10 protein-coding genes and 1 pseudogene are annotated in these 13827 nt (G+C 44.6%); 3 read left to right on the top strand and 8 right to left on the bottom strand.

What is annotated here, in order from left to right:
* Positions 1-2: 2 nt before the first annotated feature.
* The gene (gene nagA / locus HBHAL_RS03635; RefSeq protein WP_014641991.1) at positions 3-1181 is read right to left on the bottom strand and encodes an N-acetylglucosamine-6-phosphate deacetylase; all 1179 of its coding nucleotides are present in this window, start codon (positions 1179-1181) and stop codon (positions 3-5) included.
* A gap of 252 nt (positions 1182-1433) precedes the next feature.
* Positions 1434-2831, bottom strand: a pseudogene (gene nagE, locus HBHAL_RS03630) (N-acetylglucosamine-specific PTS transporter subunit IIBC); the annotation flags it as partial.
* 218 nt (positions 2832-3049) lie between these two features.
* Between nagE and HBHAL_RS03625 the strand changes: the two are divergent.
* Positions 3050-4015: a nuclease-related domain-containing protein gene (locus HBHAL_RS03625; protein ID WP_087946036.1), complete on the top strand. Its 966-nt coding sequence runs from the start codon at positions 3050-3052 to the stop codon at positions 4013-4015.
* Positions 4016-4187: 172 nt separating this feature from the next.
* Entirely contained in the window at positions 4188-4958 is a 771-nt protein-coding gene (locus HBHAL_RS03620) for an SDR family NAD(P)-dependent oxidoreductase (RefSeq protein WP_014641987.1), read from the top strand.
* A 621-nt stretch (positions 4959-5579) separates the two neighbouring features.
* Here the strand turns inward: HBHAL_RS03620 and HBHAL_RS03615 are convergent.
* The 3 genes from HBHAL_RS03615 to HBHAL_RS03605 are packed head-to-tail and all read right to left on the bottom strand — an operon-like array spanning position 5580 to position 8837.
* On the bottom strand, positions 5580-5909 hold the full coding sequence (locus HBHAL_RS03615; RefSeq protein ID WP_041601187.1) for a CHY zinc finger protein: 330 nt from the start codon (positions 5907-5909) through the stop codon (positions 5580-5582).
* Positions 5906-7120, bottom strand: a complete 1215-nt coding sequence (locus HBHAL_RS03610; RefSeq protein ID WP_014641986.1) for an MFS transporter — start codon at positions 7118-7120, stop codon at positions 5906-5908. Before HBHAL_RS03610 ends, HBHAL_RS03615 begins: the two co-directional genes overlap by 4 nt.
* 16 nt (positions 7121-7136) lie before the next feature.
* On the bottom strand, positions 7137-8837 hold the full coding sequence (locus HBHAL_RS03605; protein WP_231853973.1) for an SLC13 family permease: 1701 nt from the start codon (positions 8835-8837) through the stop codon (positions 7137-7139).
* Between the two features lie 214 nt (positions 8838-9051).
* Between HBHAL_RS03605 and HBHAL_RS03600 the strand changes: the two genes are divergently transcribed.
* On the top strand, positions 9052-9834 hold the full coding sequence (locus HBHAL_RS03600; protein WP_014641984.1) for an SDR family NAD(P)-dependent oxidoreductase: 783 nt from the start codon (positions 9052-9054) through the stop codon (positions 9832-9834).
* A 72-nt stretch (positions 9835-9906) separates the two neighbouring features.
* On the opposite strand, the gene HBHAL_RS03595 is transcribed toward HBHAL_RS03600, so the two are convergent.
* The 3 genes from HBHAL_RS03595 to HBHAL_RS03585 form a co-directional block, all read right to left on the bottom strand.
* Positions 9907-11256 (bottom strand): D-serine ammonia-lyase, encoded by a 1350-nt coding sequence (locus HBHAL_RS03595; protein WP_014641983.1) that lies wholly within the window; start codon positions 11254-11256, stop codon positions 9907-9909.
* A 133-nt stretch (positions 11257-11389) separates the two neighbouring features.
* On the bottom strand, positions 11390-12622 hold the full coding sequence (locus tag HBHAL_RS03590) for a GNAT family N-acetyltransferase (RefSeq protein ID WP_014641982.1): 1233 nt from the start codon (positions 12620-12622) through the stop codon (positions 11390-11392).
* A gap of 109 nt (positions 12623-12731) precedes the next feature.
* Positions 12732-13823: an ABC transporter substrate-binding protein gene (locus HBHAL_RS03585; protein WP_014641981.1), complete on the bottom strand. Its 1092-nt coding sequence runs from the start codon at positions 13821-13823 to the stop codon at positions 12732-12734.
* Between the last annotated feature and the right edge of the window lie 4 nt (positions 13824-13827).

Raw genomic sequence — 13827 nt, 5'->3', positions numbered from 1 at the left:
GGTTAACTCTCCTCTCGTTGATAGGCTATCTCACCGTTACAAACGGTCGTTACCACTTCCAGATTTTCGTCTAAAAGGACAAGATCCGCATCTTTCCCTTTCTCAATTTTCCCTTTTCGTTCATCGAGTCCTAATTGTTCTGCTGCATTGAGAGAGGTAATCCGGACAAGGTCTTCCCACGGCAGTTCTGTATGCTGACGCATATTTTTCAAGGCTTTCTGCAAAGTCAATACACTGCCCGCGAGTGTCCCATCGCCTAAGCGGGCCTCTCCACCTTTTACATCTACCTGCTGACCGCCCAGATCGTACGTCCCCTCCGGAAGGCATTTCGCTCTCATGGCGTCCGTGATCAGAATGGTTCTTTCAGCTTTCGTATGATGATAAGCCAATTGCACCGCTTCCGGTCTCGCATGAACATGATCCACAATCATTTCCACTTTCACCCGTTCGTTCAGCAAAGCAGCGCCGACCACACCAGGATCGCGGTGATGGAATCCGCTCATCTGGTTGTATAAATGAGTGACGTGACGGGCGCCAGCGTCCACCGCTTCTTCTACCTGGTCGAATGTCGCTTCACTATGGCCAATAGAGGCAATCACTCCCCGGGCCGTCAAGTGCTCAATAAAATTCAAGCCTCCGGGAACTTCAGGAGCTAAAGTAACTAAACGAATCTGACCACCGCTTTCTTCCTGCCAACGATCAAACTGCTCGGTTGAAGGAGGAAGAATGTGCTCATGTGGCTGGGCTCCTGCTTTATTTATCGATAGAAAAGGACCTTCCAAATGAATGCCAAGTATCTCCGCCTGTCTGCCCGTTTGTTCAGCGTTCATGTATGCTTTGATATTCTTTAAAGCCTGGGTAATAGTTTCGCTGGACTGGGTCATGGTCGTTGCCAAAAAACTAGTAGTTCCTTCAGCCGGCAGACTGCGCGCCATTCCTGTCAGTGCTTCGTGCGTACCGTCCATCACGTCGTGCCCGTGTGCTCCGTGGATATGCACATCTATAAATCCAGGCACAAGGGTCCATCTTTCCCCTTTACCATCGATAACTTTATCTGCACCACCAACCGGATGCTCAGCAACAGATTCAATCAAACCGCCCTTAAGTAATACCGAACCTGAGGGAATAACTTCATTATTACAAACGACAGTGACGTTTATAATCTCTACACTATCAGCCATGGACTCCTCACTCCTTCCTAAGACTTCAGGGGAGATTATCCCCTCCCCCTTCATTCTGCCGAAAAAATCATGCATCGTTTTGGTCCTTTGATTGTCTGCCGTCCCTTTGAAAAAGCCTAACTGGTACTTCTTCAAGCGGAAGGACAATTCCTTCAGATGCTATAACAAAATTATCTTTGTTCAACGCTTCATTTTTTATATCGTTTCAAGTACAGGAAGCTATTCATTACGATTGTCGGTGTCTTTTTCGTCCATTCTTTTTCGAATCGCCTCGGCTAGAAACTCTACAGACGTTCCTACAACCACTTGCAGATTTTGCCCGCCTACCTTCATCACTCCACGTGCTCCGGCTCGTTTCAAAGCATTTTCATCCACCTGCTCCCGGTCTATCATTTGTAAACGGAGGCGAGTGGTGCAATAATCCAGTGATTTAATGTTCTCCGCACCGCCGAGAGCTTTCAGATAGTCTGAAGCTTTACGGTCATCATCATTCTCAGAGCCTTCAGAGGGTTGTCCGACTGCCTGGGACTCTTCTACAAAGTCTTCATCCTCATCTTCACGTCCTGGCGTCTTCAAATCCAGTCTAACAATCAGATAGTAGAAGACGAGGAAATAGATTAAACCAAGAACGAGACCGATTGGAAGCAGCATTAGAGGATTCTGCGCAATTCCAAAGTTTAAGGAATAGTCAATGAGCCCGGCTGAAAAACCAAATCCGTGACGAATGTCGAGCATATAAGCAGCAACCATCGATATTCCTGTCAAAAGGGAGTGGACGACATACAAGAGCGGCGATAAGAACATAAATGAGAATTCAATAGGTTCTGTAACACCTGTCAGGAAAGATGTCAGCGCGATACTTAAGAACATCCCGCCTACCATCGATTTACGGTGCTTTTTCGCAGCCGCGTACATGGCAAGACAAGCTGCTGGAAGACCTACCATCATGACAGGATAGAATCCGGCTAAAAAGTAACCTGCATTTGGATCTCCATTTAAGAACCGATTAATTTCACCTTTCACAACTTTCCCGGACTCCATCGTAAAGGAGCCGAAATCAAACCATATAAGGGTATTCAACACGTGGTGCAGCCCTACGGGGATGAGTAACCGGTTGAGTACACCGTACACTCCTACTCCCAGTTCTCCAGCATTTAAAATCCAGTTAGCCGTAGCGTCAAGAACATATTGGGGATAAATCCATAAGTGCCCGAGGACAAAAGAAAGAGCAACCATAGTGAGAGAGGTAATGATTGGCACAAACCGCTTCCCTCCAAAGAAAGACAGGAACTCTGGAAATTTTATATCATAGAAGCGATTATAGAGCATTCCAGCAATTACTCCGGCTATTATTCCCGAAAACACTCCCATATCAATATCATTATTAATCGCCTTAATTCCTTCTTCCAGAACAAGAACTCCAATCGCTCCGGACAGAGCTGCTCCTCCGCTTCCATCTTTAGCAAACCCCATCGCAATGCCTATGGCAAAAATAATGGATAGGTTGGTAAGGATTCCATTTCCGGCTGCTGTCATAAATGGAATATCGAAAAAATCCTCCATACCTAATCGAACGAGTAATGCGGCAGCCGGCAGTGTAGCGATTGGAAACATTAACGACTTCCCAATTCGTTGTAGAAAACTTAACATGTTTCTTCCTCCTCTATATTCTAGTCGTCGATTTTGAAACCGCTTTATAATAAGAGGATACCATTACGTTATATAGTTGTCTATACCAGTTGAGATAATTTATGAAAAATGTTTGATAAAATTGCAGAAATTCGATATAAAAAGTGGAAAAATTAGAACTTTATATTACAGGAAGGAGTTTCCATAAACCTCATGGAATATAGAAATAATCATTTTGAATGGAGTTGATGTTTTTGTTCACTAAACATCTATCAAAACCTTATTATCTCGATCAATTGGAATCTGCTTCCAGACGAATCGCGATGACTCACCATAAACATTCAGAAATCGAACATTGGCGCACAAAATTATTGTCCAATTACTATGGTGAGAAAAAGATTTTACCTGTGCTGACTCATTTATCCTCCAAAGAATCCCGCATTTTGTTTGACCTTCGTCTCCCGCTCCCTGATCACTCCTACTGTCAGATCGATGTGCTTATAGTCACGCGAAATTTCGCCCTTATTTTAGAAGTTAACCATTCACCCTTGCCAAACCTGACAAAAGATTACCGATTCATGCATGTGAATGATCGTATAGAATCAAGGATGCCAGACCCTCTCTCTCAAGCAGAGCTTCAGGCCCATCAATTAACCTATTGGCTAACAATGGCTGGATTTCAAAGTATTCCGATCCACTATTTCGTCGTTTTAACCAGTCCTGCTTCCTTCATCCACCCTTCTTATGGATCTAACAGTCAGGTTATACATTTAGACCAATTGTTAACAGCCTTCCAATCATTAGATCGGCTCTACAACTCTTCCCCCTTGGAAGAATTCGAACTAAACCGATTATGCGATCTTCTGGTCATCGAACATACTCCCTACCAGCCATTTATCTTAGACCGGTTTCATCTTCATAAAACAGATATTCTTCAAGGCGTCATCTGTCCTGAATGTAGTAATCTTCCGATGAAAAGAGTTCACGGACGATGGTATTGTAAATCCTGTCACCATACATCAAGAAATGCTCATGTAGAGGCTTTAAAAGATTACCAGTTTCTTTTCGGCGAACGAATTACGAACCAGAGGGCATGCGCATTCCTTAAGCTTGACTCCAGTACGGCAGCACTTCAAATATTGAATGAAGTAGCCTGCGAAAAGTCAGGATTGAATAAGACCCTTTATTATGTATTCAACGAATAAGCATTAAAGTTGTTCGCCCCACCTGGCAATTTGCATTCATTAAGCTCACGACGAGAACCAGGCCGCCGCACCTTTCTGCGTTTTATTTATGGGATAAAGTGGAAGATACTTTATGACAAACGATTTACTTCGTTTGCCTTTCTACAAATATGTCATAAGGAGAGGTTCTAACATGGGTCGTTTAGATGGCCAAACCGCTGTCATTACTGGTGGAAGCGGCGGCATCGGAAAGACCACCGCACGCTTGTTTTTGCAAGAAGGAGCCAAAGTATCACTCGTGGATGTAGATGAAGAAGCTTTGAAGGATGCGAAATCTGAACTCGACGCCTATGGTGAAGTGATGACGGTCACCGCCGATGTCACGGAGGAAAAAGACGTACAAAATTATGTAGAAAAAACACTAGACCAATTTGAAACCATCGATATTTTCTTTAATAATGCAGGAATTGAAGGAGAAGTCCGCCCGATTACCGAGCAGCGGGTCGAGGATTTTGATAAAGTCATGAATGTAAACGTTCGCGGAGTTTTTCTAGGTTTGAAGCATGTGATGCCTGTCATGACTGAAAAGCAGGATGGCAGCATCATTAATATGTCATCGGTTGCCGGCTTAATGGGTTCTCCAGGAGTGGCGCCTTATGTCACTTCCAAGCATGGAGTGGTTGGACTGACCAAAGTAGCCGCTTTAGAAGCTGCACCTTCCAGTGTGCGGGTTAATTCCGTTCATCCATCTCCGGTTAACACCCGTATGATGCGTTCTCTTGAAAAAGGGTTCAGCCCTGACGATGCAGAAGCAGCTAAAGAAGAACAGACCAATGCGATTCCATTGAATCGTTATGGCGAAACGGAAGACATCGCAAAAGTCGTTCTTTTCCTTGCTTCTGACGACAGTCGATTTGTTACGGGCAGTCAGTACCGCGTTGATGGCGGCATGGGTGCCACTTGATCTTGATTAAAAGGAGCCTCAGGCAATGAGGCTCCTTTTTTGTGTAGGTTCTGATAAATGCAATAATCTTAAACTAAATCTCCCATTACTTGAAGACTTGATTTCGAGACATTTGTTGAGCGGAAGGTCCTGCGGGGGATGATTTCGCTTTCCGCGGGCATGTGCTGAGCTTCCTCGGGCTTAACAGCCCTGCGGGATCTCACCGATCATGTTCATCCCGCAGGAGTCTACATCATCCCCCTCCGGACCTGGCCGAATAAGAAACTCGAAATCCACCCAAGATGCCTGCTAAACTTAACTGGAGAGCAAAAAAATATCTAGCTTATTTAAGTGTACAACCCCTGATATATAAGGGGTTAAGGCTGATCCAGAACGATTAACTCTCTTATAGAAGGGTCCGTTCACTCCTCAATCATAGGATGGCGGAGGAAACGACGAGACTCCCGCGGGAGAAGGAGCTAGGCGAGACCCCACAAGGAGTGTTAACGACTGAGGAGGCTTGCCAGTTCCCCCGCAGGAAAGCGAGTTGTTTCCGTAGCCAGCCCCTCTCTATATCAGCAACGGACCCAAGTTATCTCGAAACTGAGTCTTCAACTATCCGGCCCTATTGCTTAATAGTGCTTACTCTGAAAATCCTTCAAAATACAAGGGATAGTGGTAGCTGCACTTTTCGTTAAAAGGGTGAGCACACTCGGGACATTGATTCACCTTCATATATGTTTGAATAGAAAACTCAGTCCAGCAATTTCCGCACAAAATCGCTTTTTCTTCCCAATGCTCCTTAGGCCATTTTCTCTCACTGTGATGCGCTTTCTCTTTATGACAATAGTAGCAGCCATAGTATTCCTGACAGCAGTAGAATTTGACCGCTACAATGTCGACGTTACTATGATAATGTGCACATCTCGTGTGTTCATCTACACCTGTACCTTTCACCTTAATCCTGTTCATACTTCTTCTCCTCCTCCTGAATTCCTTTTAAATACCGGCAAAGAGATAATAATTAAGATAAAGACAAGAGCGGTACTGATCACGCCCGGCCAGCCCCATGTTTCCCAAAGGGTTCCGACAGCTGTACTTCCTACTGCAACCCCTACGTAATAACTGATCAAGTAAAAACTTGAGGCGCCGCTTCTGTGATGATCAGCTGATTTACTAACAAGAGCGGCAGCCATAGAATGAGCAATAAAAAAGCCGGAACAAAGCACACCGAGTCCTGCCATGATCCATGATACCGGTTGTAAAGCGGTGAAACCAGCTCCTGCAATCAGAATAAATAATCCAGAAAACATCACTTTTGTTAAACCGAAGTGATTAGATAGTCGCCCGGCAAGTGGCGGAGCAAGCACCCCGAGCACATAAGCAAAATACGTAAAGGATATCCATTTTAGTGGCCACTGGTAGGGGTCTGATTGTAAATGGAAAGGAATATAGGTCCATATAGCTGTAAAAACAATTTGAAGCAACAGTCCCATTAAAAACAAAACCAGCATATAACGGTCTTTCAAGTGGACAAGCATTCCCCGAAAATCTTCCCGAAGCGGTTGGTCTCCTTTTGTAAAATAACGTTCGGAAGGTAGAAGCAATAGGAAAAGCAGAGCAGCAGCCACACCAAATGCAGAGAGTATGAATAAGGTCTTCTCCCAATCAAATACATCCGTTAAATAACCGCCTGCGACTCTCCCCCCCATACCGCCAAGTGCGTTACTGGATATATACAGCGTCATAGCCAGACCTAAATGATTAGGATCTACTTCTTCTCCTAAATAGCCCATAGCTGCTGCAGGAATTCCGGCCAGGAAAAAGCCTTGCAGCAATCGTAAAACTACCAGCCATTCAAAAGAAGAAGTAAACGGCATTGCTGCAAGCAGCAATACCGTCACTCCAAGAGAAAGTTGCATCAGTCGCAGTCGACCGTAACGGTCCGCTGCAAAACCGAGAATGAAAAGTCCAACGACCATCGCAATTACAGCAGCTGACATAAGAAAACTGGACTCGGTAGCCGATACTTGAAATTCATTCACGAAAATAGGCAGTAACGGCTGAAATACATACAAAGTTGAAAAGACGAGTAAGGACGCAAGCATCAGGGCTAAAGTAATGCGCCAGAATCCAGACTCGTCCGGGGTATAGGGCTTAATAGCCGGCTGACTTGAATCCATGGTGTTCATCCTTTACTTATTGGCTGAATTTTTGAGGAAATGTGGTTAAATCAATATCCCATACGATTGGTAAGTAGAAATAAATCGCTAAGGTAGCTAAAACAATAGCCAATATGTTTAGCAAAAACCCGGCCTTGGCCATATCGGGTATTCGTAAGTATCCTGATCCAAACACAACTGCGTTCGGTGGTGTGGCGACAGGCAGCATAAATGCACAGCTGGCTGCAACCCCTGCCCCAATCATCAGACTGTAGGGGTGCACGGATAGTGCAGAAGCAAGCGAAGCCATAATTGGGAACATCATTGTGGCTGTTGCGGTATTCGAGGTAATTTCGGTCAGGAAAATTACCATAGCAATGACGCACGCGAGAATCAGGAACAAGCTGACCCCTTCTAAAATAGTCAATTGGTTACCGATCCATTCCGCAAGTCCGGTTTCCTGGAAGCCTGCTGCAATCGCAAGACCTGCACCGAAAAGAAGTAATATCCCCCACGGGAGCCCTTTGGCCGTGTTCCAGTCCAGGATGAAATCTCCCTTTTTACTGATTGATGGTATTAGAAACAGGATAATAGCTGCGGTCATAGCGATTATCGTATCGTCAATATTTCCGCTAACGTAAGGTACTAGAATAAATGATCTGGAAATCCAGGCTAAAGCCGTTACACCAAACACACTGAGGACAATCTTCTCCTCCACCGACATCTCACCCAGTCCGCGGCGCTCATTGTCGATAACTTCACGGCCCCCGGGCAGTTGTTTAATTTTCATAGGAAAGGCTACTTTTACAAGATAGACCCAGGCGATCCCCAGGAAAATTATGGATAAGGGCACTCCAAAAGCCATCCAACCCGCAAAGGATATCTCAATGTTATACGTTTCTGAAACGACAGCGGCAAAGATGGTATTCGGCGGCGTACCGATAATAGTAGCCAGGCCGCCTATAGAAGCACTGTAGGCAATCCCAAGCATAACGACTTTTCCAAAGTTAAAGGAAGAGTGATCGACTTGACCTTCTCCTTCTTTCTTCAACTGTTCAGATGCCTGATAAATAACTGCAAGACCGATCGGTACCATCATCATCGAAGTGGCTGTATTGGAAATCCACATAGAAAGCAGTCCGGTCGCAAGCATAAACCCAAGCACAATCATCTCAGTGCTTGTCCCTACCAGCGAAATAATAAACAAGGCGATGCGTTTATGCAAGTTCCACTTCTGCATCGCAAGGGCAATAAGGAAACCGCCCATGAATAAGAAAATGGTGTTGTCCCCGTAAGATGATGCCGTTGCATCACCGGAGAGACCTCCTGTAAGCGGAAACAAAATTAAAGGTAATAAAGATGTAGCGGGAATCGGTACCGCCTCGGTGATCCACCACGTAGCAATCCATAGGGTACTTGCGAGAATCGCTACCGCACTGCTGGACAGTCCTTCTGGTTCAAAAAATAAAAGCGTCACAATAAATAAAAGAGGACCTAAGATGATACCAATTTTTTGACGGGTATCAAAGGAAGAACCGGATCCGCCGCTCCCGTTTGCCGGTTGATTCGAATCCGAACCATTCCCCGCCTGCTTACGATCATCTTCCTTCGGTTTCACTTTCTCAGGATTTCCCGTCACAGCGAAGCTCATTAAATCTTTGGCTTGATCATGCAACTGCCACATCCAGTTCCAGAAATTTTTTATCCCGGATTGTTCCTGCATCATGATTCCTCCCATCCAAATTTGTTATTATTGCAAGAATATTCTCATATATTAACAAATTTTATCATAAATTTGGAATCCAAGGTAGAAATCAACTCCAAACCTCTCAAATAAATCCCTTATATTGTCACCTCAGGTCATCCAGTTTATGGAATTATAGTAATGAACAGGTTTTTCACGAGGGCTTTCTGGATAAAGGGAAGTATGACAATAGAAAGAGGTGGAAGGTTTGACAACTGTACAGGATAAAGTATTCATCGTTACGGGCGCTGCTTCTGGTATGGGATATGCGGCCGCTCGCAGACTTGTACATGAACAGGCAAATGTAGCCCTATTAGACATTAATGAAGATCGATTAAAAGAAGCTGAACAGCAGCTTCAAGGAGAATCCAACCGCACGCTGACCCTGACCACTGATTTGTCTTCTCCGGAAGAGGTGAAAAAAAGTATAGATATGGTCCAAGAACACTGGGGTCGAATTGATGGGGTATTTGCCAATGCCGGAGTCAACGGTAAAGTTATGCCCATCGAGGACATGCCTCCTGAAGAATGGGACCATACCATTGAAACCAATTTAAAGGGTTCTTTCCTGACCCTGAAATATGCCATCCCCCACATGAAGGAAAAAGGCGGAAGTGTCGTACTGACCAGTTCCATTAATGGTAACCGTACCTTCACGAATAAAGGCTTTTCTGCATACAGTTCTTCTAAAGCCGGAATTATGGCCTTTGGCAAAATGGCTGCCGTGGAACTGGCTTCCCAGGGAATCCGCGTTAACATTATGTGCCCAGGTTTCATCGATACCAATATTGGTGAAAACACCCGTCCGGATGAGCAGGAGCTTGAAAAAATTGATATACCAGTAAAGAAAGAAGTAGAAGGTTCACCGCTTAATGAAGAAGTCGGCTCACCTGAACAAGTGGCCGACCTCGTACACTTCCTGCTGTCCGATGCTTCTTCCCACATTACAGGGACCGAGGTGTTCATCGACGGCGCCGAATCACTGCTATGAATATGTAAAAAAACGCCACCTCAGGTCATCCAGAATCTGGATGACCTGAGGTGGCTGTTTCTTCCATTTGGTTCAGGATTCGGTCACGGGTGTTAGCAGTGATTTTCCTTTTTGATAAAACTTCTCCCTATCCTGATCCGGCACTAGGGAACCGCCTGTGGACCAGGTTAAATGAACCGCACGACCCATTTTGTCCTTCCATCCATTTTCTTCGAGAATGCCAGACTCTTTAAGTCTTAACGGACCGGAAAGTCCTGAAGCTGCGGAAGGTTCTACGTACACGTTTTCTGAATCAGCCAGTAATGCAAGCAAACGGTACATTTCATCGTCTTCCATAGTATAAAAACCGCTTACCAAATACTGACTAATTTCTGTCGCAAACCGGGAAGGACGTCCAACCGCCAGCCCATCCGCCTCTGTAAGGTTATCCAGACCAAAATCCTGAACAGAGACCTTTTCGTGTTCCCCTGTCATTACTCCTAGCAGTACGGACGGAGAATGAGTAGGCTCTACGAACAGGCAGTGAACATGATCCCCGAACACTTCCTTCAATCCAAATGTAATCCCACCCGGAGATCCTCCTACGCCGCACGGAAGGTAAACAAACAGCGGATGGTCCTTATCTACTCTAATCCCCTCTTCATCCAACTGTCTTTTTAATTCAAGGGCAGCCACACTATATCCTAAAAATAAGGCCTTCGAGTCTTCATCATCTACAAAATAGCCAAGCGGATCGTCCATCGTAATCGAACGTCCTTGCGTAATGGCTTCACTAAAGTCTCCTTTATACTCGTAAACTTTCGCTCCTTTTTTCCGGAGCAGATCCTTCTTCCACTGCTTCGCATCAGCCGACATGTGAACCTCTACCGTAAATCCGAGTTTAGCACTAATGGTACCAATACTCAGTGCCAGATTCCCTGTCGATCCCACGCCGATCGTGTACTGACTGAAGAACTGTTTGAATGAAGAATCAAGAAACACTTCATAGTTATCTTCTTTGGAGACCATATTATTTTCAAGCGCCAGCTTCTCTGCATAGCTCAGGACTTCAAACACCCCGCCACGTGCTTTAATAGACCCCGATATAGGAAGATCATGGTCACATTTTAAGTAAAACTCTCCTTCAAATGGTTGATCATAATAGGAGCTCAGGTCTTTTTTCATTTCTTTTAATGATTTTACAGGCGACTCAATTGCCCCATCTTTCGTTCCTGCAAAAGCCTTCTTTAGAAAAGGGGCAAACCGTTTCCACAGTTGTTCCGCTTCATAGATGTCATCTTTGGTTACTGCAAAATCAGGCACCTTACCCATCTTTCTGGCCGATGTATTGATCCAAAACACGGGCTCACCTTTCATAATTTTATCTAATAAGGGAAGACTCTCAACCCATTCGGATACCGTTTTCCCTGCTATCTTTTCCATTGAAGCACCTCCATGACAGAAAATCATTCTATCCTGATTTTTCCCTGAATTCGAATAATTAATCGGAGAACCGGGCATGACCCGCTTTTCCTTCCCGCACGTACCTGCAGGGAAAGGGACGCCTATCGTTCACCTAAAAGAAACTCCAGCTTTCGGGTGGTTTAGGGTTTTGAAATAGCTTAATAGCCTGATCAAGGCACTCTCCTGGTTCTGCTTCTGCATAACCTCCCAGCAGAAGATTGTCCAAGGTTACACATCCCATCATAAGTGATGAAAATTCAGCTATTCCTATGTGGATCTCTACGTCAGGAAGCTGATTCGTTGTTCTCGGAACCCCTTCCGTAAATTCCCATACATAAGAATGATGTTCATCCATAAAGCTGTCGGATATGTTCCATCTAATCCGAATAGATTCCTGTCCAAACGAGTGATGGTTAAGATTTTCCAGGAAAAGAGGAACATCCACGATCCGGTACATCAGACCTTGGCCCTGTTCACTTATTTTATGATAAATCCGGAAGATAAGTTCATCGTCTGTATGAGTAGGATTCTCCAGCATATAAGAAAATTGCTCATTAAAGGTCGGAAAATAAACGGAACGAACCTGATCCTTCTGATTGTGCAAGAATTGAAGCAGCGATTGATAGGCCTCGGTTGTACACGCGATAAATTCAACAATATGTAAATCATTCAGAAGCATATGATCGCCTGGAGACTGCTTGAACTGAAACACCATGTACCCATCTATTTTCCCTTCTTTTTTCAAACCAACCACATGATAATCATCCGCTTCCAGTGATCTGAACTCGTACAACGGCTTTTCACACGACCCATGCGTATGATCAGCCCACCGGTGATAGCACGCTGCCATCTCATACTTATCAGCCGGATCGAGCACAGTAAGGGCTTCACTTTTAGAAAAGAAAGGAAGCTGTGACGGATGGAACTGAAATGTATGTAAAAATGGTCCAAGCCCAAAGCCCATCTTTCTATAAAAAGAAGGCTGGAAAGGATAGAGCTGCACGAGTGGTATGCTCTGGTCACGAGCATCTTTAATAAAGGCCTGAATAATCTGCTTGGCAAACCCCTGCTTTTTGTAAGGCAGGTCCACAGCTACCATGCCAACGCCTCGGGCATCTATTTTCCGGGAGTAGAGGTTCAACGTGTGAGCATATTCGATATATCCTCCGACCAAGGAGTTATCTTGATAAAGACCCAAATGCTGGACATTGGCTTCTTTGTCCAACTTCTTCTGGCGCTTGCGATGATTTTCTTTCGCTTCATAGGAGTCGAGTTTCATTCCTGGATAACAGCGGCTGCATAGCTCAGTGAATGCTTTAAAATCGGTCAGCTTCTGGAACGTCATCACATTCTCTCCTCTCTATTACACTTTCCCTTCTATTATAGGGGAATCTATAGTGGATGTCTTAACTTATAAAGCAAAAAGTGAGAGGAAACCCTCTCACTTCAGCTTCTTACTTATATTCACCAAGCACCTCGACCGCTTTTTCGGTCATAGATGTATCTATTGAGGTTTCAAAATCGAACTCGCCGCGTATGGCTCCATTCTCTTTATACATTTCATACTGTTTCTTGATATCCTTTGTAAACATCCGGCCGTTTGGATCAAGTCCAGTAATGGCTACTTTTTCCCACAGCGCAGGGTCTTTCAAAGCCGTATGTTTGGTCATGATATCAATGACTTCCTCTTTTCCTTCTCCTTTAATAAAGGCGTCATTGTAATCACGTACCCCTTTTAAATAAGCGGCCATGAAACGAAGCGATACGTCGGTTTCCTGCTCAATGAATTCTGGAGAACCAAGCACCATGGCAATTTGTGCATCTGGTGCGAAGTCAGTAGCATCGCCGAGGCGAACATGAAGTCCCTGTTCTATTCCCTGTGTGATAAGCGGTTCAATTTGAAGCGCTGCGTCAATAGAGCCATTCCCCATAGCGGCCAGCATATTGCCAAAGTCAGACATTAATACGAATTCCACGTCACTTTCTTTTAAACCAGCATGCTCAAGCATAGATCGAAAGATGTAATCATCAACGGCATTTTGCGAGGAAACAGCCACTCTTTTTCCTTTCAGGTCTGAATAGTCTTTAATCTCATCCTTTAATTCTTCCCGGATCACAAAAGAGAAATAGGAATCTCCTTTAATGTAATGGCCTTTATCTGCAATGATTTTTACATCAATTCCCTGAGCGATGGCGTTGAAAAAGGATGCTGTGGAAACGCCTCCCGCTATATCGATTTCACCCGCAGCAAGGGCAGGAAGCATATCATCACTGTTCGCAAATTGAGTGAACTTTACATCAATATTGTAATCATCAAAATACCCTTTTTCCTTCGCAATATAAAATCCCGCTCCGGAAGCTGCTCCATCTTCTGCAATCATGACCGTTGCCTTTTTATCAAGCGGCGCGAGATCCCCAGAAGGATGTTCACCGGACGTTTCAGGAGGAATACCTTCCTCTTTTTCTTTAGTGGTGTCCGAACCACACCCGCCGATCAGTAAAACAAAAAACATAATTGGAATCAGAAAGATGCCCAACTTTTTCATAATG

Origin of the sequence: Halobacillus halophilus DSM 2266, assembly GCF_000284515.1 — a bacterium.
Taxonomy (GTDB): Bacteria; Bacillota; Bacilli; order Bacillales; family Halobacillaceae; genus Halobacillus; species Halobacillus halophilus.
Note: the sequence above shows the minus strand (reverse complement) of the source record. Positions and strands in the feature narration are given on the sequence as shown.